The sequence below is a fragment of the Nostoc spongiaeforme FACHB-130 genome, from assembly GCF_014698475.1.
GTDB lineage: Bacteria > Cyanobacteriota > Cyanobacteriia > Cyanobacteriales > Nostocaceae > Nostoc_B > Nostoc_B spongiaeforme.
In genome coordinates, this window is record NZ_JACJTB010000021.1 from 16,905 (window position 1) to 38,004 (window position 21,100).

Sequence of the window (21,100 nt, forward strand, 5' to 3'; positions counted from 1 at the left end):
ACATACACCCTTACACCCCTACACCCTTATTTAGTGCTTATCTGACAAAATTGGTTCTGTAGCGACATCGCTTAAACGGACGCTGGCTAACAAATCTTGCCATTGTGTGTTGAGTTTTGAATCTTGGGGATGTTCGTGTCTGAGGGTAGCTAGTATTGTGATTGCTTCATGCCAAATACCATTTTGGGCATAGATGGCAAATTTTTGTAAAAGTGTGGCTGTTTGCAGTTCCTTGATAGTTGTTTGACTGAGGTTAACTCGTTTAACTACTCCTTCTACAAAAATAGGAGGTGATGTTTCTTGAGTCTCACAAGCAACAGTCAAAAACCAACGGTATCGTTGATTAACAGCTAATTTGGGAGCATTAGCAGGTAAAGTAACACTAATGATTCCCGGATCTTTTGGCAGTGCTATTGGTTGGTTATACAATTCCTTTGATTGCGGTTGATCTTCTTGCAAGACAAACTTAGCGGGAAGATTGTCTTTTTGGGAATACGGCACATAAAACCAAAATGTTGGGTTTGGTGATGTAGTTAATGACCAAACATTTGTAATTGAAGACGGTTCTTTTGTATAAGGTACTAAAGCCGTCAAATCTTGTTTGACTTGGGGACAAGAACCGCGTTTTGCACCACCCAATACCCGACCTCCTGGCGGTGGATCTGCTGGTGGTTTAGGTGGATTAAAATTTACTGTTTGGGATACAGTCTTCATATTTTGACTAGCTATTGGCATCGATGTTGCCATTGGCTTTGGTGTTGCTGCTAGTGCTAGGGTTTGGCTGGCTAAAACACCTACATAGCCTAGAGTTAATCCGAGTAATATTTTCATCAGTTGTAAACTCCAGTTGTGTGAGGCTGAAAAAGTTGAATATATCTCTGTAAACTGCTGTTTCGGGCGGTTAATTGTTTGTGTTTTTAACTCTTTTATCGGCCTTCTGCCTCCTGCCTTTCAACTTTTGCCTTCTTAAATTTTTGCCAAAACTTCGACGGGCAATTTTGGATGGCAATAGTAGTTGTTGTTCCTACCAGCAACCAAGCTGAAGGTATAAACGGCACCCATACACCCCAGATTAATAAACCGAGACAGAGTAAATAAAGTATGCCAGAGGTAATACCCAAGGCTAATGCCAACAAGGGTAACTGCCGCCACCGCCAAACCAACAAGCCACCAACCACAGACCAACCCCAAATCCAAAGTATTTCCCACCCAAAAGGCCAAACTGTCAACAATGGTCGCTGATTTAAGACGGCACTAATAATTTGGCTAATCATGTGTGCCTGAACAGTAACTCCGGGCATTTGTGTGTCTAATTTGCTGCTGAATGGTGTCGCCCAATAGTCAGGAAAGTCACCTCTAGCTGTCACACCAATTAAAATAATTCGGTCTTTGATGGCGCTAGAGTTCATCGGACTCGATAAAATTTGGGTGAGTGTGACGGTTTCGGCAATTTTCTTAGTAGCGCGATAGTTGAGTAAGGTTTGTCCACTATTGGCATCAATGCCTTGATAGCCGCTACTACGAGATGATAAACGGGGAAAAATGGTATTACCTAACTGTAAATTTCCTTGGGGGGTAAATTTTGGTTGAATTCCCAAGGGTAAAAGATAACGAAATGCTAATTGTGTACTGAACGCATAGTCAGCAGAACACAGGGATGCTGTTTCTGGGGTGAAAAACATCAAATGGCGACGCACCACTCCATCGGGATCATGCAGAAAGTCGCTGAATCCTTGCCGATTTTTGGGAATTTCTGGTGGTGGTTCAATGCCTTTGGTCATGACAGTTGAATCACTACCTTTACACACACCAATTAAATTATCAGTTTTTTGCAGCTTTTGAGCTAACTCTGGGAGTTCGGCGGGAAAATCACGATAAATATCTAAACCGATCGCTCGCGGTTGGTATTCTTGTAATTTGATTAGTAGGGCATTGAGTGATTGATCAGATAAAGAAGTTCCCTTCAAAACCTGACCGCTACGGCGTTGGTTGACTAAATCCGCATCGTCAATGGTGACAATTAATAGTCGCGGATCTGACCCTTCATCAGGGCGCGATCGCATCATTTGATCGTAAGCTTGGAGTTCTGCACTTTGGAAAACTCCGAAAAACCGCAGCCCCAAAATTGCCAATGTCATGACGACACTGGAGGCTATACCTAATTTCCAGTGCAATTTGGGGTATTTATTTGAAATTGAAACTGATTTGGTTGGCGGTGTGAGTTCTTGCCAATTTAGGGGGATTTGGGCGGGATTTTGACAAATTACTGGTAGCCATGTCGCACAGGGAAATTTATCTTCTAAGCCTTGTAAACGTTCCCTGGCTTGGCGGACTGCTTGGTATAAAGATTCTCCCCCAGCAAAACTTGTTAAAAAATATTTCAAAAATTCTTGGGCTACTTGGTCGGGGACAGGTTCGCGCATAATCACCATTTGGGGAATATGGAGATCAGCTAATTCTCGCGCTAGTCCCAAACCATCACAGGAATTAAAAATTGCCAATTGCAAGCCGCGTTCGATGGCTTGTTTGAGGGCATATCTTAACTCGTGAATGCTGAAGCTATCGGTTTTGTTTAAATAAATTGTCCCTGTGACATCATTTCCCTGACTAGAACTGTGTCCCGCAAAGAATAAAATATCCCAATTTTGCCGCCAGAGAAAATCGTTTAATTCTTGACGCTGTGGTTCTACTAAAAAGGTGATATCGGCATTTTGACATTGTTGCAAAATGGCTAAATCTGCTTGGGTGTCAATGCCTTGACTGTTGCCGACAATGGCTAAAATTTTAACTTTGTGGTTTTGCTTGCGGAGTTGGGGGATGCTGTCGTAGGTTGGTGAAGCGATCGCTATTTCTGCTTTAGGATATCGTTCCAGTAATTCCCACAGATGCCAAGGTAATCTCTGCAATTGACTATTATCTGTTTGTAAAATTACCCGCACTTCATCCGTAGGCATGAGTTTTTCTAGCCATTTTTCCCGCAGTGGGCGAAATTCTTCGGAACGCAACCAAGTATTAAAACGTGCCTGTAAAACATGGGCTAAATCTTGACAACTTTGGGTAATAGAAACATTTGTGACTTGGATTTTCTCAGCATCTAAGCGAAAGGTATTACCAATTTGACGATAACTTGATTGCCAACGGGTGTAGTATAGCGGCATTTCTGGGCATGGTGGCAGTCTACCAGTGATTTCTGTGGTTGGGCGATCGCTTTCTTCACCAATCTGAAGCGTCACACCAAACCCTTGGTTAAAACTAACGTCTCCAAATTTCAAAACCACTAACTTAGCCATGACCAATAAAAAATTTTAAATTTTATCGCAAATTGCAGAGTAACAATTTAAATCTAGTCCCTAGCCTTTAGTACAATACGGCGTAAATAAACAGACCACACTTCGGCTACTTCGGCTGCGGTCAGTACAAGTACGCTCAGTGACCATAAGAAATTGCTAAAAGGCTTGTGGTATCCTTATTATTTCTTTTTACTTTTGCCTTTTTACTTTTGCCTTGTTGTACTAGCCTGTTTTTTCAAATCATAAATTGTTCTCTCACACTCATATCATTTAACGAAATTTCGACGCTAAATTGTTCTTGAATGTCTCCCCGAAATTGCAATTGAATATAATTATCTGCACTGCGGGCTTGGGCTTCTAGAAATACTGCGCCTGACTCATCTAATACTGTGAGTTTTACACCTTCTGGCAAATAAACTTGATTAGTTGTGGGGTGCAGTTGCAAACGGATACTAGTTTGATTTTCTTCTGGGCTAATTTCAACAATCAACATTAAGGGTTGATGAGCAATTTGAATACCCAAATCAATGAGTTTTGCTCTTTTAGTAGTTTGTGAGCGTTGGTTAGCAGATGATTCTTCCGTAGTTACACTACCACGAAAAGCATAATTAGGTCTAGAATCTAACAATTCTCGTAAAGCTTCCACTGTTTGCCAGCCTGCATCCACTTGACCGATAAACCATTGGCTTAAATTTACTAAAGCTTTAGCTGGAGAAACTTGCAATTGGGCGATGCGGTCAATTAATGCTTCTAGAGGTTGTAGTTGATGCAATGGTAAAAATTCATCATGCACACTCCGCATAAATCCTAATATATGGGCTTCATGGAGTAGTTCATCTACTTGCACCACCACATAACCTACTCTGTCTTCCCAAGTTTCAGGCGGAATGACACAAGCTTGTTCATTTAATTTGACTGGGCGACATTCTAAACGACCGACAGAGGTAATTTCTAAGTCAGCTACGTTACTACATAACTGCATTATCGGGTTCCAACTATCGCCAACGTTGAGGTTGGTGGGAATTTCCATTAATTGCAAATACTCATTCACCACCCAGACAGCCAATGTATTCAATCGTACTTGTTCTGCTTTGGTCGAGTTTGGTTGTTGATGGGCAAATCTTTCAGCTATCTTACAAGCGGCTTGAGTGATAGGCAACGTGATGCCTAAATCATCTACTCTCTGGGTGGTGCGAGTCATAATGTTATACCTAGTGTTCAGGACTGTGTTGTAGTATCTATCGCCCAGGCTCAATAAATTTATGCCACAAAATCAAGAAATAAAAGAAATATCCTGATATTTTTGTGTATTCATAAATTTGTGCTATTGCAAGGCAAAGATATATAAAGTTTGTATGAAGCGGTTGCTGTTAATTACAGAAAGATTTTCCCCAGATGTGGGGGGTTTGGCTAGGAGTGCGACAAGGCTAGTAGGGACGCTGTGTCAGTTGGGTGTAGCAGTTGATGTTGTTACCTGGAGTCGTTATCTACAACCGGGGGAAGTTCTACCACCGGAAAGTATAGATGGCAAATCCCGTGTTTATCGTATTGGGCTATACCGTAATTGGGATATGACTATGCCCCATACTTTAAATGTGCTGGAATGGTTGCATTCTTGTTGGCATTATGATGCAGTGTGGGGGCATTATGTATTTCCAAGCGGTTTTTTAGCAACTTGGTTTGGAGGAATGCAAGGAATACCCAGCACTATTAGCGCCCGTGGGAATGATATTGATAAAGAAATGTTTCCCCCTGGTGATTTTGCCCGTTTGCAATGGACTCTGCAACAAACTCAGGTAATTACGGCTGTGAGTGCTGATATGTCGCGCAAAATTCAGCTATTGAGTGGGAGAAATGATGTGTTGGTGTTGAAAAATGCCGTAGACACAGAAATTTTTGCCCCTCAGTCGATAATTAATAAGGAATCTTTAGGAATTGCACCAGAAGAAGTAGTATTGGGATTTTGTGGAGAATTGCGGGAGAAGAAAGGACAGCAATTTTTATTAAATGCTTTAACAACGGTGCGAAATCAGCGTCCAGCTTGTTTATTGATTATCGGTGAAGTGCGGGCTTCTCAGGAATCTGTGCTGCAAGTTTATGCAACTCAACACCCAGAACATGCACAAAGAATTATTGTGACGGGACATTTACCTGATACTCAAGCTGTGGCGGCACACTTACAATTGTGTGATGTGTATCTCCAGCCTTCACTGTGGGAAGGAATGCCAAATGCACTTTTAGAAGCAATGGCTTGTGGTTGTTGTTGTATTGCTAGTGATGCGGGGGGTATTACGGAAGTAATTACACATGGTGAAGATGGTTTTATTTTGCCGCGATCGCAACTGCATAAATTAGGTGAAGCTGTCTTAGAATGTTTGACAATGCCCAGCACGATCAAATCTCAAATTACTCAAGCTGCACGCGATCGCATCCTCAAAGAATATTCTATCGCTCAAGAACAACAGCGACTGCAAATTGTTATTGACCGTCTTTTAAAAAACTAAGGGTGAAATCAAGTCAAAAGTCAAAAGTAAAAATGCAAAATCAAATCAGCAAACTATCCCCCTTATCTATATAATATCTTGCACCTAGCGACTGAAGTCGCGGCTACACAGACAAAACCCGCCTGCGCGGGTTCAAAACCCTTGATTTTCCATTAGTCCGCGTAGGCGGACTTCGTTTCTATAGCCGCGAATTTCATTCGTTGGGGCTAGGTGCAAGATGTGTGTCTACCTTGTCTCCCTTGTCTACCTTATCCCCTTCCTCAACCCCCAACTCAGTATAAGCCTTAATTAAAGCTTCACCAGCCAGTTGCCAAGTATAATGCTGTTCTATTCGCCCTCTAGCATTAGCGGCGAGATAAGTTGCTAATTCTGGTTCATTTCGCAAGCGCAAAACTGCATCTTTTATAGCCTTGGCGGAACTGGGTTTAACTAACAAAAAATGTACGCCATCTTCGCCTAATTCTCGCACTACTGGTAAATCACTAGCAATTACAGGTGTACCTGTCGCCATTCCTTCTAAAATCTTCAATGGACAGCAGCCTTGAATTAAGTTGCGATCGTTTGCTGTTAAAGGTGCCAAAATCACGTCAGCATTATGAATATATTGAACTAATTCTTGCTGTGATATTGGTTCTAATATTTTAAGCTGGTCAGCAACTTCTAATTTCACAGCCAGTTGTTTTAAGGTTTTAATTTGATCATTTCTGCCTTGTCCAATTACAGTTAAATCAGCAGGAATCTCGCGGTTGATTAAAGCTAAAGCTTCAATTGCTAAATTTACACCTTGCCACGGTGATAAAGTACCAAAATATATTAGCCTGAGAGATTGATTGTTTAAATTTTGGTTTTTTCCAGAGTAGGTAAATACATCCAAATCTACCCCATTAGGAATTACTCGAATTTTATTATCTGATATACCTCGATTTTGTAAATATTCTGAGGTAATACTACTGGGTGTGATAATTAAATCTGCTGCTGCTAGACAAATTTGCTCTTGAGTATATAACTTATGTAAAATCTCTTGATCATCAACAACATTTGGGTAGCGATATTTTAGCTCTATGGAAGGTAAGCCATTCACTTCAAAAATTAATTTTTGACAATATTTCTGTTTATTTTGTGCAATTACAAAGCCTTCATAAATTGAACGAATATGTATAACTTGAAATTGCTTGTCTTGCAACCATAATTTCAATAAATGACGAAAGTATAAAATTCGCTGAATCAAATTATCGCCACAAGCTGATAACGTTGTTTGAATAACCTGCGGATAAATTTCTTCACTATCTCTACATTCTCTTGTTGGTGAAACTGTTACTAACTGGATGCCATTAAAAGCAGTTCCTAAAGCTTGAGCAAATGCTGTAATATGAATTGCTGCTCCTTTTAGTGCTGGTACAGTATCAAAGGAAATATAAGCTATTTTTGATTGCTTCATAAATATATATAGGAATCTGGTTTGATTTCTGAATTTATTTGTGTAGGTAGGGAATAGGGAATGGGTAGGGGCGGGTTTACTCAATCAATCTGTGGGTAAACGAAATTCTTGATCAACCCGCCCGTACAGAAATAGGAAAGAAGCCTGATCTGAGTGTACTGATTTTTTTCAGAAATCAAATATGAGTCATATATATAGATGGCAGGTGGGCATTTTTAGCTAAACTTTCAATTAGCCTACAATATAGTCGTGAATACCAACCTTACACATACTGCAAATATCAGATACAATTGCTTTATTTTGATGATTGAGGATAATCAAAGTAAAAGCAAAGTTTAATTTATTAAAAAATATTGCAAAATATTGAAATAGATTTAAAAATTACTTTTTTTAATAAAAACGAAATAAATTTTACTAAAGCTGATTTAGTTGTAAATAATTATGCCTATCGATGTACAACAATTCCGGCAAAACTTGACTTATACAGCGCAAGCATCAATTAAGCAAGTAATAGCTGATTTGCAAGAAATAGTAGAGATTGATCACCTCGCAGAACTGAAACAAAAGGAATATGGTAAAAAGGCATTAAATTACTTTTGGGGAATATTAATTGCTGTTGTTATGATAATTGTTGGTTCTATTATTATACCTGATGCTCAATTATTAGGTGTGCTGATACTCTTATTAACTTTAGCAGTTTTTGTTCTAGCGATCGCTTTTATTTTGGCATTAGTCAAGCAGTCAAAATTTGGCAGAATAAACGTGATTAATTATCGCTATCAGTCTACACAAAGAATTTTACAAATGTTAGCGAGAGATATGGATACAAATGCGAATATAAATTTGCAATTATCTTTTAATAAAACTGAAAAAAATGAGCATAAAACAAGTACCACACCCCACCCTAGTAAACCTGATTGGAAAATAGATAATTATCAACATGAATGGATGAGAATTCAAGGACAGTTTCTCGATAAGACTCGCTTTGAATTATCTGCCACTTCTTTATCTAAAAAGCAGTACGGCTGGAAACGTGGTAGCAGTGGTAAAAGTAAATATAAATCAAAAACTAAGTCTGGAGGATTAGATATTCATTTAGATATGGTCTATCCTCAGCGTCGCTATGGCGCAATCAAAGTTTTAAAAGATGAAATTGACGGAGCATTAAAATTACCAAAATTATCCAATCTGCGAAACTTAAGATTAACAGATAAATCTATGCAGCTTGCAGTCAGGATAGCACCGAATGTCGCTGACAATCAAGAGGAAATATATCAAACAGTTACAGCGATGTTTTTAAGTCTTTATCAAGTGTTGAATCTAGCACAAGCTTTGTCTAAATAAGTAATATAATCTGTTAGCAGTAGCCTACATAGCAATCCTAAATAATTTACAAACATCTTTCTCCCTTGTCTACTCTGTCATCCTTGTCTCCCTTATCTCTGTTGTTCACATATCAAATAGGATGCTATATCTAGTTATCAAAATACTACAATAGACTGATAATGATTAAACAAACTTAAAAGCAGGTGAAATATGCAGTTAGAAATCAAACCACATCATTACACACCTGAAGAATATTTAGAACTGGAAGAGAAAGCAGAATTTAGGAATGAATATCGTGATGGAGAAATTATTCCCATGACTGGTGGTACTACTAATCATAATAAAATATCAGGCAATCTCTATGCTTACTTAAAGTTTGTTTTGAAGGCTCAAGATTATGAAATATATATCAGTGATGTTCGCTTATGGATTCCTCGATATCGCCAGTATACTTATCCAGATGTGATGGTAATTGCCGGAGAACCTGTGTATACAGGAACAAATACGACTACTGTGATGAACCCTTGTTTAATTACCGAAGTTTTATCGAAATCAACTAAAAACTATGACCAAGGCGATAAATTTACTTATTATCGCTCAATTCCTGAGTTTAAGGAATATATTTTAATTGACCAGTATAACTATCATGTTATGCAGTATGTTAAAACTGCTGAAGGTCAATGGTTATTTACTGAGACTGAAACTCAATCAGCAACTTTATCAATTCAAACACTGAATGTTGAAGTTGCATTGAGTGATATTTATGAACGAGTTAATTTTGCTGACAACAATGAAGAAAGCTAAACTAAATCTATGAAGAATAGAGTTTTAAAAATTGCAACTTTAGTTTTTTTAATTACTGCCATCCTGGGATGTAACAATACAAATAACAAGACTGTAGAACAGCCAAATCAAGTAAATAGTCCTCCTGTGGCTGAAAATACAACTAATGTCGCCACGCGGACTGATAAAATTAAAATTAAAACCGAAACTGGGACTGATTTATTTGAACTTAAGCCCCAAGCAGATGGTGCTAAATTAGTTGATGGAAAAGAGCAAGAAATAGCTAGAATTAAATCAGAAAAATCTGGTAAATTAAAATTTAAAAATCCTGCTGATAAAACTTTAGGTTATGTAGTCACAGAAAAAGGCTCTTGGAAGTTAGAAAATTCCAGCCAAAATCAAGGTTTATATAGTCTGATAAGGCAAAATAATGGTGATTATGGCTTAGAAAATGCAGGGAAAAAATTAGTTTATCAGATTAAATCAAATGATAAAGGTATCGAAATTTTAAACCCTAATAAACAGCTAGTTTATCAAGTCAGAATTAAAGAAGGCAAGACGGCTTTAAGAAATCCATCGGGTAAAACCGTGTTTTATACCAAATCAAGCATTTCACCAATTGCATTTGCTTGTTTTGGCTTCGATGTTCTCAACCGCGAACAGCAAGCAGCTTTAGCTTATGCAGTCAATTTAACAGGAGGACAATAGACTTTGCAAATACAGCTAACTTGGATAGATCCAAATACAGGCGATCGCACAGAACCAGTCTTAGAAACCCCAGTGGCTATTGGTAAACAATTTGATGCGATGCCACAGCAAATTCATGAACAAAGAGTTTCCAGGATAGTTATCGAGGATGACTTAATTGCAGATTACCATGCTTTAATTGACTGGCAAAATCAAGAGCTAACAATTATTAACCAAAGTACAAATAATTTTATCAAAATTAATGATAATCAATTAACTAATGGTATCTTGCAAAATGGCGATCGCATTCAAATTGGCAGTTGTGAAATTGTCGTTAACTTTGCCAATCTAGGAGAGTGCGATCGTATGGTAGGCTTTTTATTTAAACGCCGTTGTGGACGCACTGATAGAACCAACTGCCCTGACTGTAATACATCTTATGATGATGATTATGCCTATTATCCCGAATATGGTAGTTACCGTTATTGGGGTAGTAGTTACTATCATGACCGCGATAACTATTCATACAACCACGAAACAGGTAATGTAGACTTTACCGAAGCTGATGCTATAAGTTTTGAAGCAGAAAGAGATAGTGATTTTGAAACTAATATGGGAGCAAGTTGAATGTGAAGGGGGTGGGGAGTAGGGAGTAGGGAGTAGGGAGTAGGGAGTCAGGAATTATTAGTTAATAACAAATGACAAATTACAATTGACAAACACCTGGTTAATTTACGCCCTTGGGGGTGGTTGGGGACATTTGAATCGGGCTTTGGCTTTGGGGAGAATTGCTGCCAAAGATAGAAAAGTTACGATTATTACTAACAGTCCCTACGCCTTAAAAATCAATCATGAAAATTGCATAGTAAACTACATTTCTGAACAGGCTGGTTTTTCTACAACTTGTCAGCAAGTACGAGAAATCATCTTGAGTACTCAATGCGATCGCCTAATTATAGACACTTTTCCTAGAGGCTTAGGCGGTGAGTTAGCAGACATCTTACCACAGTTGCAAGCCATACCCCGCATTTTAATTCATCGAGATATCAACCCAGACTATGTAACTGCTAAAAATTTGCGGTCTTTTGTCGCCCAGAACTACGATACAGTAATTGTTCCCGGCGAAGGGCAAGATTTACCCTTGGCTGACTTACCAAATGTGCAGCATACAGCCCCTTGGTTAATTCGCAATTGTGAAGAATTACCGGATAGAATGAGTGTGCGATCGCATATTTTCAAAGTTAACCCAGATATCAAAACGATTTTAGTTTGTGCAGCCGGGAACGCTTCAGAATTATCTTTCTTTGCCCAACTCACCCTGCGCTTACAGCAAAATTTCCCCCAGTGTGCAGTCAGAATTTTAGCTGCTAATTGTCCCGCAGATATTCCCGAAGCTTTATGGATATCACACCATCCAGGAATTGAATGTCTAGCGGCTGCTGATATTGTTGTTGGTGGTGCAGGATACAACACAGTTTACGAATGTGCGGCTGTGGGCGTACCTTTAGTAGCATTTGCCTTTCAAAGATTGTACGATCGCCAAGCCAAAAGAGCTAATCAAGTTTACAGGGTACAAAATATACAACAGGCAATTACAACCGTCAGCACACTTTTAGACAGAATAGAGGTGACAAGAAATTTGTCTATGCCAAGTTATATTAACGGTGCTGTCCAAGCACTACACTACATCTCAGCTTGAAATTCCCCTTGAAACTCACCTGACGGAAGTAGTATTGAAAGTTTGTAGCGATTATTTGAGTTGATATAAACAGGAGAACATATATGTCATTCAAAACGATTCTTGTGGCTGGCGCAAGCCGTGGCATCGGGCTTGCGGTTTCTGAACATCTAGCATCCAAGTGCGATCGCTTACTAACAGTTTCTCGAACTCCGACACTAATTGGTACATGGATTCAGGCAGATTTATCTGATTTATTAGGTGTAGAAAAAGTAGCAAAAGCAATCGGAGGTGATTGTTTAGATGCGCTGTTATACATGGGAGGAACTTGGGAAACTCATGCGTTTACCAGCCAGTATAGCTTTGAAGATTGCTCCGATACAGACATTACTCAAGTAATTGCGGTGAATCTGGTAGCTCCAATTCGATTGGTTAAAGCCTTGTTACCTACTCTGCGGCGATCAGATAACCCTAAAATCATCTTTATGGGTTCACTGTCAGGTTTGGATAATTTCTCAGGGAGAGAAGTTGCCAATAGTGCGTCTAAGTTTGGTTTACGGGGTGTAGTTCATTCATTGCGTGAAGAATTGCGATCGCAACAAATCGGTGTCACAGTGATCAATCCAGGCAATGTAGGTACACCCGAAGTCCTAGCTGATCTGGCAGCGAATAATCTATCAGGTGGTGAGGCAATTCCTTTAAGCGATCTTCTGTGTATTATTGATTGTATTCTCTCATTATCGCGGGCAACTTGTATTAAGGAAATTGATGTGCCTGCAATGCTTGGCAAAGGAGCCTGAGTTGTTCAATATTTTTCGCAGATGTCTAATGTCATAGCATAGCGGCTCCTGCGGAGTATGGCATTGAATCTTGCTTCTCTTTCCTTATAGGGAAGGAGTTGGGGGTTAGGTTTGAGATAAAGTTGCACACGGTGTGAATTATTTAGTCACTTCCAGACTTGCGGTACTCTCAAGACAAATTTGAGTTATAAGTTATAAGTTATGAGTTTATACCTTAACTTTTAAGCATTACCTGTACTGAATCGTGAATCTAACTCGACTGATTCCCATTTTTGATAATTCTGTTACTAGCTGGGCTGTAGAGGCGCGGCTATTGCGTTGGTTAACCTTAATTTGGTTATTTTTTGGGTTAATTGTGCTGTATTCAGCATCTTACCCAGTTGCCGACGCACGTCAAGGCGACGGATTATATTATTTCAAACGTCAGATTATCTGGGTGATAGTTTCCCTAGTTATCTTCAACTTGATTGTGAATCTGCCGTTACGCAAAATTTTGCGGGTATCCCATTGGTTTTTAGGACTGTTTTTACTGTTAATTTTCGTGACTCTTGTCCCAGGTTTAGGTAAAAAAGCGTTTGATGCAGCACGTTGGATAGCCATTGGCCCCATCCCCATCCAACCATCAGAATTAATCAAACCTTTTTTAGTGTTGCAAAGTGCCAGACTTTTTGGACAATGGGAACAAATACCTTGGCGAGTGCGTTTGACTTGGCTGGTAATTTTTGGGTTGGTACTTTTGGGCATTCTCGCCCAACCTAACTTGAGTACAACCGCACTTTGCGGGATGACAATTTGGTTAATTGCCTTAGCTGCTGGATTACCTTATAAATATTTAGCTGGCACAGCAATAGGCGGAGTATTATTAGCCGTACTCAGTATTAGCATCAAAGAATATCAGCGCAAGCGGGTGATGTCTTTTCTCAATCCCTGGGCAGATGCAACAGGCGATGGCTATCAGTTAGTTCAAAGTTTACTCGCTGTTGGTTCTGGTCAAACTTGGGGCGCTGGTTATGGCTTTTCGCAGCAAAAACAATTTTTCTTACCCATTCAAGATACTGACTTTATTTTTGCAGTCTTCGCCGAAGAGTTTGGTTTTGCGGGTGGTATCGCCCTGCTGCTGATGTTAGCAGTGTTTACCACTTTGGGATTAATTGTAGCGATGAAAGCCAAAAATCCTGTGAATCGTTTAGTGGCGATCGGTGTCACTATTGTCATGATTGGACAATCTTTATTACATATCGCTGTTGCAACAGGCGCTTTACCAACTACAGGCTTACCTTTACCGATGTTTAGTTACGGTGGTAATTCGATGATTGCTAGTTTAGTGGCTGCTGCATTGTTAATTCGAGTAGCTAGGGAAAGTAACGAAGCTGAAGTTGTACCTTTACGCCGAACTCCGTCGCGGCGAAAGTTATATAACAGGTGATAGGTTACAGGTTACAGGTGATAGGTTATTGCCAAGATTCGCCATCATTAATTTATTGAATATATCAGAGTGGGTGCGATCGCATCCACTGATTTTTTAGCCAAAAAAATCCCCCAGTTGGTATAAACCAGCCAGGGGAATTAGTTATCAGGGTGCATCTACCAATTACTTGTTCTATTGCTACTAGCCTTGAACCGGATAAAAATTATCCAAAATTTCCTAATCTAGCGAAACATTATGCAATTGCCTTGTAGTAAAGTTTGTGCAGGCTTCGTTATTTTATCGGTCGGCGTGTAATTTTTTTATGCAACCTCGACAAAGCATTATTGAAATTTTTTCAACTTTTGTGCAGTTTGAAGGCGATCGCTTCAGTCGATGGGCGACGGAATCACGCTTGCGTCGCAGCATCCAAAGTTGTCTTCAGCAAATACCAAAAGAAAATTCGGAATATTTTTGGGTACTGTATTGGTATAAGTTTTGGCAAGATTCAGCCGCCGCAGCTTTAGCGAAACAACATCTTACAGCTTATTTACAAGAACCCTGTTATTGGATATCGCAAAAAACCAGTGCAGCTTTCACCAGTAGCCAGTTTAAATTGGCTGATTGTTTCCAAATTGCGATCGCTCAAGTTGAACTTGTCTTAAAAAATTTTAATCCTTCCCAAAGCAGTACCTTAAAAAACTACGCCAGTCTGATTTTTAGTACTGCTATCCGCGAAACTTTGCGTCAGCGTCAAGAAGTTGATATCTGTAGCGATTGGGGTTTGTTACGCAAAACCAGTCAAAAACGGTTGGTAGAATCTTTGCAAAATGCTGGTTTATCTCCTGAGACAATTCACGCCTATGTTTTGGCTTGGAATGGGTTTAAAACTTTGTATGTTCCCAGCAAAGCAGGTAATTCGCGCCAATTATCTCGTCCAGATGATACCACTTGGGAAGCGATCGCCAAATTCTACAATTCCCAAACTGCCCAATCTGCTAATTCCCCAACTCTGGAAAAATGGTTACTCAGTGCGGCAAAAGCTGTCCGTAAATATCTTTATCCCACCCCCGATTCTCTGAATGTTTCTCTAGGTGGTGATGATGGATTTGAGTTATTGGATAATTTACCAGGGACGCAAGAATCGTTAATTAACGAAATCATCACTCAAGAAGAAGCCCAAGCTAAAAGTGAACAGCAAAGTGAGATTAACCAAGTATTATCAACTGCGATCGCTCAATTAGAAGCCCAAATTCAGGAAATATTGCAACTATACTACGCAAAGCAACTCAATCAAGATGCGATCGCCAAACAATTAGATATCAAGCAGTATACTGTTTCCCGGCGACTGACGAAAGCTAAGGAGGTTTTGTTGCGGTCTTTAGCTAATTGGTGCCAAGATAGCCTGCATATTTCTCTGACATCAGACTTACTTAAAAGTATGAGTGCTGTGATGGAAGAATGGCTACAAAATTACTACAGTCCATCTTCTAACTAAATTCTTTGTAGCCTGTGCGGGAAAGAGAATGTTCCCTAGTAGCGCCAAAACAAGCCAAACCTTTCCCTGGAGAAACCGCTATGACTGTTACTTTTGCTAATTCTACAGACTTAATTTTAGAGATTCCCGAATTTACCCAAGGTAGTCAGGCTTTTTCTCATCCCAGTGCGGAATATCAAGCTTATTTGAATGAACTTTGCCTGAATGCTGTCTTACCTTGGTTACAGGAGGACTTTACACCACAGGCAAAGATTTGGCCAACTACCACTGCATTATCCAGTTTTTGGGAACTGGTAAATGGAACTGCTGTTACAGTAGATGCAACAAGGTTTATCTTAGTTCCCAGTGAAAATATTGATTTCAGTGAATTACGTGTACCCCAAGAATGGATAGATTTACCGAGTTGGGTGGGAGATTATTATTTGGCGGTGCAAGTAGAAGCAGATGCAGGTTATGTCAGGGTTTGGGGTTATTGTACTCACACCCAACTCAAGCAGCAGGGTAATTATGATCCAGGCGATCGCACCTATTCTCTAAATGCTAGTGAGATAATTACTGATATCAGTGTTTTAGCTGTGGCGCGGGAATTTTGTCCAGCCGAACCGACACGTACCAGCGTTGCGGTAATTCCCACCCTACCACAAGCCCAAGCCCAAAACTTAATTAACCGCCTCGGCAATGCGGAAGTCATCACCCCCCGGTTAGCGATTCCTTTTCAACTCTGGGGTGGATTAATTGAACATAGCGGTTGGCGACAAAGTTTGTACGAACGCCGGATTAATTTACCCGAACAGCGTTCTGTGTTGCAATGGTTAGAAAGTGGTGTATCGCAACTTGCCCAAGCAATTGGTTGGGAACGGTGGAATTTAGAATTAAGTGCGGCGGCGCGGAGTGTCGAAGATAGACCAACTGAGGCAAATATATCACGGCAGTTAGCGATCGCTGGACAAATCTACGAACTGACAATTATCCCCCAAGGCGAACCAGACTCACCTTATTGGCGGTTTGAGTTGCGTCACGCCACAGTCGGCGCAGCCATCCCTGGCGGTTTTAAACTGCGCCTGCTAACAGAAGACTTACAGCCATTTCCCAACAACGAAGATATAGCTATAACCGCAGTCGAACAACTATTTGTCGAAGTAGCTTTAGAACCAGGGGAAGGTATCGTCTGGGAAGTAGAACCTTTACCCGAAAATTATGAACGAGAAATACTTAAATTTTAAACTTTTCTCCTGCTAGTTTAAAGGTAGTGTGGTAAATAGAGATTCTATTTATCCATCTCCTCATTCACAAGCCATGAGAAAACAAGTCCAAAAACAAATGCGTACATGGGCGATGTTATGTCATCTTTCGGCTTTCGTAGCATGGCTATTGTTATTTGGATTAGTTTTTCTGGGTATTCCTTTATATTTACCGTTGAATATTTTATTACCCTTGGTCATTTGGCGACTCAAAAAAGCTCAATATCCTTGGATTGACTTTCAAGGTAGAGAATCTTTAAACTTTCAAATTTCCTTAACTTTGTATACTTTGGTAGTGATTATTTTTTCTTTACTACTCGTTTTGGGTAGCTGTGGTGTTGCCATCACAACTAATGGTGCAGTGAATGAAGTCAAATCTGTTTTAGATGGCTTACTTCTAGTTTGGACATTTTTAATTATCGCCTTACTTTTATTACAATCATTTTTAGTTACATTTGCTGGTATTAAAGCTTATCATGGAGAATATTATCGCTATCCTTTAACAATGCGAATTTTGCGGTAAAAATTATAAGTTATATGATGTCTGTTTAATAGGAATCTCAATCACAAATTCTGTACCCTTACCTGGATAAGAAATACAGTTAATATTTCCTTTGTGCTTATCTACAATAATTTGATAACTAATAGATAATCCTAAGCCAGTACCTTTACCCACAGGTTTAGTAGTAAAAAAGGGGTCAAATAGTTTACTTTTAAATTCCTCTGGTATACCAAAACCGTTATCTTTGATGCGAATAATTATGTATTCTTCATTTTTAACTTGAGTTTGAATCTGAATATAACTAGTCTGTTGTTCAATCTTTTGCTTGGAGTTTTCTATTTCCTTTTCTCGTAAAGCATCAATAGCATTACTAAGTAGATTCATAAATACCTGATTTAATCCGCCCGCATAACATTCAACGAGAGGTGAATTATCACAAAATTCTTTGATAATTTTAATTTCTTGTTGACCAGTCTTACCTTTTAGGTTATGTTGTAAAATCAACAAAGTACTGTCAATGCCTTCATGAATATCTACAGGTTTCATGTCAGCTTCATCCAGACGCGAGAAGTTACGTAATGTTAATACAATTTCGCAGATACGATCAGCCCCAACTTCCATTGAGGATAAAATTTTAGGCAAATCATCCAGAACAAATTCTATATCTATCTCTGTGAGTGCAGTATTTATTGAGAAATTATTACCAGAATATTCTTGTTGATACAAATTGATTAAATCTATTAATTGCTGAGTATACTCCCGCGCATATTTTAAATTACCATAAATAAAATTCACAGGATTATTAATTTCATGAGCTACCCCTGCCACTAGTTGACCAAGAGAAGACATCTTTTCTGTTTGAATCAAATGTAATTGTGTGTTTTTTAATTCTTGTAATGTTTGTTCTAATTCAATATTTTTTTGATTTAATTTTTCTGTTCTGGCTGCAACATTTGTTTCTAGCATCAAATTAGTTTCTTCCAAAGCAATTTGAGCAATTTTTTTGGCTTTTAAATATTCCTGCAATAATCTCAATACCAATAGCCATGAAGGAATCAGCAATATTAAACTAACAACAGAACCTAAAATTGCCCAAAATATTTTTTGGCGATATTGAGCAACTTGTTGTTGTAGTTCTAATGATATATTCAATCTTCTTTTTGCCACACCATCAGCATAAATCTGCTTTTGAGTTTCATATTCGCGGCTAGAAAGTAATTTTTGCGCTGCTTGTTGCTTATTCCCCTTCACTAAATTAAAAGATTGATATTCCATGTTAACTAACTGCTGATTAGCTACATCAATTTTCTGAGCATCTTCACTTTTATATGCTTGAGGCGCTAGTTTAATAGATTCTTGAATCGCCATATCCAGTTTTTTTTCAAATTGACGATAGCGTTTTTCCCACATTATGTTACCTGTGGCAGCATTCATCCTGGCTGACATGGTTAATACTTCATCAAGATAAATAATTTCGTCACTCAATTTTTGTAATCTAAATTCATTTTTAGTAAGATTATTGAAGTTATAATATGCTTGCCAGTTCAGCCAAATTTGAGGAATAAATAAGAGTAAAGTTAGTAGTACTGTTACAGTAACTAGTTGGGTAGGCGAAAATCTCAGTTTATGAGTCACATACATTAGTATATCCACAAGATTTTTAGATAAATTTTTTGGATTGATTATCTTTGCAAATAATATCCTTCTTGATTACTCAAAAGTAATCTAATTTTATAGATATGGGTTTTTCCAGTATTTGTCCAGTTTTGTTGCGAAATATATTCTGATTCTTATATATGAAAGAATAAAGTTTAATTTTTATAAAGTATTGGTAAGATTACTAGTAAAAAATCTACATTTATTTATTAAAATGAAATATATTAAATAATAGAAATTTGAAAAAGAATGCGACAAATATACAGTTTTAAATCTCTGCGGATCTTTCTGAATTTTTAATTGATACACATGGTCAATTTTGCCAAAATCAAAGCTGATTATGAATAATATTACTGCTATCTTTTAACGAGATAAATTCTGAAATAGGCAATGAATCAGACTATCACATACCAAGCAGATATTATGTCATATTGTGGCTCTTAGCTGGCTACCAATTTATTTAATTAGTGCAATCTTTTTGAATATTCCTGGTTATCTGCCATTTATTAATATTTTAATTTCTGCTCTACCTATCAGACTGTGCTATAAACATAAGTTTTTAAATTTTATACGTCTGCAAATAGGCAGTAATTAAAATTTTGGTTTCTGCTAATAGTTGTTTTCGATACTGTTGATCACGGGCGAATGAAAGCCAGAGCAATTCATTGGCAGCTTTGAATACGGTTGTTGCTATCAAGTCACATTGAGACGCATCAAGTTCGGGATTGCGTCGATATACAAAATGAGCAATTTCAGTTAGCATTTGCTGATCATATTCATTCCATTTACTGGCATCAGCAACTGTAATGAAATCGATTAATCTTCCTAAAACTGCGCGATAACCTGGATGTTGTTCGGCAAACTGCTCAAAGGCATCTATCATGCAGTCTACATAGGTTTTAATATCAGCTTCTGCCAACTCTGTATGGAGTTGCACAAACATTTGATATTCCTGCTCAAAGTAGCGATTGGCCAGGGCTCGAACGATCGCATCTTTATCGGGAAAAAATTGATACAACGAACCTACAGGAACTGCTGCACGAGTAGCGATCGCTCTTGTCGTTGTCTGTTCATACCCCAATTCAATAAACAACTGTTCCGCTACATCCAAAATGTGATGCACTCGTTCTTGGCTGCGTGCTTGCTTGGGTTTTCTCCTCATGGTTGAGGCTTTCTGAGATTCTTTTGTCATTCTTCCAGACTACCATTGACAAAATATGAACAATGTTCATATATTAAAAACATGAACATTGTTCATATTAAATTTATCAAAAAAAGAGTTCAGAATTTAATTCTGACTTCTGAATTCTTCTTCAAATCCACACTGAAAAATACATACCATGTCATCTCTCACCCTGATAAACCAATCTTTCTGGACAACCTTGCCAGCTATTGTGCGGAAACTCAAAGGTATCAAAGCTTTTGTGACGCTTTTATTTGATGAAACTGGTAATTTAGAACCAGTTTGGCAATTGAGCCACAGTCTGGTTGACAGTCGGTCTTTTCAACTAGCAATTGCAACCATGCGAGAAAATCCAGAAGTGGCAAATATCTTGGCAGAACGTTATATTGCGTCTCCCCATGATTTAGTGGCTTTATCACAATATCCTCCAGATTCTTTAGGTTATGCCTACGCCAGCCAAATGAAAGAATTGGCCTTTCAACCCATAGAAGCAGGCATTGAGATTAATTCTGATACAAGTTACGTCGAGAATCGCTGGCAACAAACCCATGATATTTGGCACATCATTACCGGATTTGAGACAAGCGAAATCGGAGAAATTGGCTTGCAAGCTTTTTACTTAGCGCAATTTCAACTACCTTTAGCTAGTTTGCTCATTGCCAATGCTTTAATTGCTGTGACAGTATGGCAACCGCAGAGACTCTCGGTACTGTTAATGGCGATCGCACGGGGATGGGAAATGGGGAAAAATGCCAAACCCCTGATTGCCCAAAAATGGGAAGAAGCTTGGGAAAAGCCTGTGACAGTGTGGCGTAAGGAATTAAATGTGCAACCAGTCAATCCTAATGAATTTACTTTTGGCTAAATTTTAATTACTTCCAATAGCTAATTTTGAAAGAAAGATGTCTTGCAAGCTTTTCTGGCAAGTGATTCGTTGTACATATCCTTGGTTGTCATTAGCTATTACCTTGTGGCGGATGATTAAATCAACAGGTATTCACCGTTCCCGCGCCCAAGTTCGATTTTGGATACTCTTCAGCCGCATAGATTTTGCTAACTTAATACTGCTTGCCAACGAATTAATTCAACCAGAATACTGGGCTTAAATT

At 38.7% G+C, this 21,100-nt stretch carries 19 protein-coding genes; 13 read left to right on the forward strand and 6 right to left on the reverse strand.

Annotated elements, in window-relative coordinates; all coding sequences use genetic code 11:
• Positions 1-30: 30 nt before the first annotated feature.
• From H6G74_RS16330 to H6G74_RS16340, 3 genes are all read right to left on the reverse strand, one after another.
• Positions 31-831, reverse strand: a complete 801-nt coding sequence (locus H6G74_RS16330) for a DUF928 domain-containing protein (RefSeq protein WP_190968672.1) — start codon at positions 829-831, stop codon at positions 31-33.
• 95 nt (positions 832-926) lie between these two features.
• Positions 927-3,290 carry a CHASE2 domain-containing protein gene (locus H6G74_RS16335; RefSeq protein WP_190968673.1) on the reverse strand — a complete coding sequence of 788 codons (2,364 nt, stop codon included), beginning with the start codon at positions 3,288-3,290 and terminating at the stop codon, positions 927-929.
• 235 nt (positions 3,291-3,525) lie between these two features.
• Entirely contained in the window at positions 3,526-4,491 is a 966-nt protein-coding gene (locus H6G74_RS16340; RefSeq protein WP_190968674.1) for a DUF1822 family protein, read from the reverse strand.
• 154 nt (positions 4,492-4,645) lie between these two features.
• Between H6G74_RS16340 and H6G74_RS16345 the strand changes: the two genes are divergently transcribed.
• Positions 4,646-5,794: a glycosyltransferase family 4 protein gene (locus H6G74_RS16345; RefSeq protein WP_190968675.1), complete on the forward strand. Its 1,149-nt coding sequence runs from the start codon at positions 4,646-4,648 to the stop codon at positions 5,792-5,794.
• A 193-nt stretch (positions 5,795-5,987) separates the two neighbouring features.
• Here H6G74_RS16345 and H6G74_RS16350 read toward each other — a convergent pair whose 3' ends face one another.
• Positions 5,988-7,232, reverse strand: a complete 1,245-nt coding sequence (locus H6G74_RS16350) for a glycosyltransferase family 4 protein (RefSeq protein WP_190968676.1) — start codon at positions 7,230-7,232, stop codon at positions 5,988-5,990.
• A 441-nt stretch (positions 7,233-7,673) separates the two neighbouring features.
• Here H6G74_RS16350 and H6G74_RS16355 point away from each other — a divergent pair, with 441 nt between their 5' ends.
• From H6G74_RS16355 to H6G74_RS16400, 10 genes are all read left to right on the forward strand, one after another.
• Positions 7,674-8,576, forward strand: coding sequence for a hypothetical protein (locus H6G74_RS16355; protein ID WP_190968677.1), 903 nt, complete (start codon positions 7,674-7,676; stop codon positions 8,574-8,576).
• A gap of 192 nt (positions 8,577-8,768) precedes the next feature.
• Complete coding sequence (locus H6G74_RS16360) at positions 8,769-9,362, forward strand: Uma2 family endonuclease (protein ID WP_190968678.1); 594 nt, start codon at positions 8,769-8,771, stop codon at positions 9,360-9,362.
• A gap of 9 nt (positions 9,363-9,371) precedes the next feature.
• Positions 9,372-10,049 (forward strand): hypothetical protein, encoded by a 678-nt coding sequence (locus tag H6G74_RS16365; RefSeq protein ID WP_190968679.1) that lies wholly within the window; start codon positions 9,372-9,374, stop codon positions 10,047-10,049.
• Positions 10,050-10,052: 3 nt separating this feature from the next.
• Complete coding sequence (locus H6G74_RS16370) at positions 10,053-10,655, forward strand: FHA domain-containing protein (RefSeq protein WP_190968680.1); 603 nt, start codon at positions 10,053-10,055, stop codon at positions 10,653-10,655.
• 85 nt (positions 10,656-10,740) lie between these two features.
• A complete protein-coding gene (locus H6G74_RS16375) occupies positions 10,741-11,727 on the forward strand; it encodes a glycosyltransferase (protein WP_190968681.1) in 987 nt (328 codons plus the stop codon).
• Positions 11,728-11,810: 83 nt separating this feature from the next.
• On the forward strand, positions 11,811-12,506 hold the full coding sequence (locus tag H6G74_RS16380) for an SDR family NAD(P)-dependent oxidoreductase (protein ID WP_190968682.1): 696 nt from the start codon (positions 11,811-11,813) through the stop codon (positions 12,504-12,506).
• A gap of 244 nt (positions 12,507-12,750) precedes the next feature.
• Positions 12,751-13,932, forward strand: coding sequence for an FtsW/RodA/SpoVE family cell cycle protein (locus H6G74_RS16385; RefSeq protein WP_190968683.1), 1,182 nt, complete (start codon positions 12,751-12,753; stop codon positions 13,930-13,932).
• A 304-nt stretch (positions 13,933-14,236) separates the two neighbouring features.
• A complete protein-coding gene (locus H6G74_RS16390; protein WP_190968684.1) occupies positions 14,237-15,409 on the forward strand; it encodes a sigma-70 family RNA polymerase sigma factor in 1,173 nt (390 codons plus the stop codon).
• An 80-nt stretch (positions 15,410-15,489) separates the two neighbouring features.
• On the forward strand, positions 15,490-16,632 hold the full coding sequence (locus H6G74_RS16395; RefSeq protein ID WP_190968751.1) for a DUF1822 family protein: 1,143 nt from the start codon (positions 15,490-15,492) through the stop codon (positions 16,630-16,632).
• Positions 16,633-16,705: 73 nt separating this feature from the next.
• Positions 16,706-17,173 (forward strand): DUF4870 domain-containing protein, encoded by a 468-nt coding sequence (locus H6G74_RS16400; protein WP_190968685.1) that lies wholly within the window; start codon positions 16,706-16,708, stop codon positions 17,171-17,173.
• A gap of 3 nt (positions 17,174-17,176) precedes the next feature.
• On the opposite strand, the gene H6G74_RS16405 is transcribed toward H6G74_RS16400, so the two are convergent.
• Positions 17,177-18,793 (reverse strand): sensor histidine kinase, encoded by a 1,617-nt coding sequence (locus H6G74_RS16405; protein WP_190968686.1) that lies wholly within the window; start codon positions 18,791-18,793, stop codon positions 17,177-17,179.
• 574 nt (positions 18,794-19,367) lie between these two features.
• On the reverse strand, positions 19,368-20,000 hold the full coding sequence (locus tag H6G74_RS16410) for a TetR/AcrR family transcriptional regulator (RefSeq protein ID WP_190968687.1): 633 nt from the start codon (positions 19,998-20,000) through the stop codon (positions 19,368-19,370).
• Between the two features lie 148 nt (positions 20,001-20,148).
• Here H6G74_RS16410 and H6G74_RS16415 point away from each other — a divergent pair, with 148 nt between their 5' ends.
• Positions 20,149-20,856 (forward strand): Coq4 family protein, encoded by a 708-nt coding sequence (locus tag H6G74_RS16415; protein ID WP_190968688.1) that lies wholly within the window; start codon positions 20,149-20,151, stop codon positions 20,854-20,856.
• Between the two features lie 37 nt (positions 20,857-20,893).
• Positions 20,894-21,097 carry a hypothetical protein gene (locus H6G74_RS16420; protein WP_190968689.1) on the forward strand — a complete coding sequence of 68 codons (204 nt, stop codon included), beginning with the start codon at positions 20,894-20,896 and terminating at the stop codon, positions 21,095-21,097.
• The last annotated feature ends 3 nt before the right edge of the window (positions 21,098-21,100 follow it).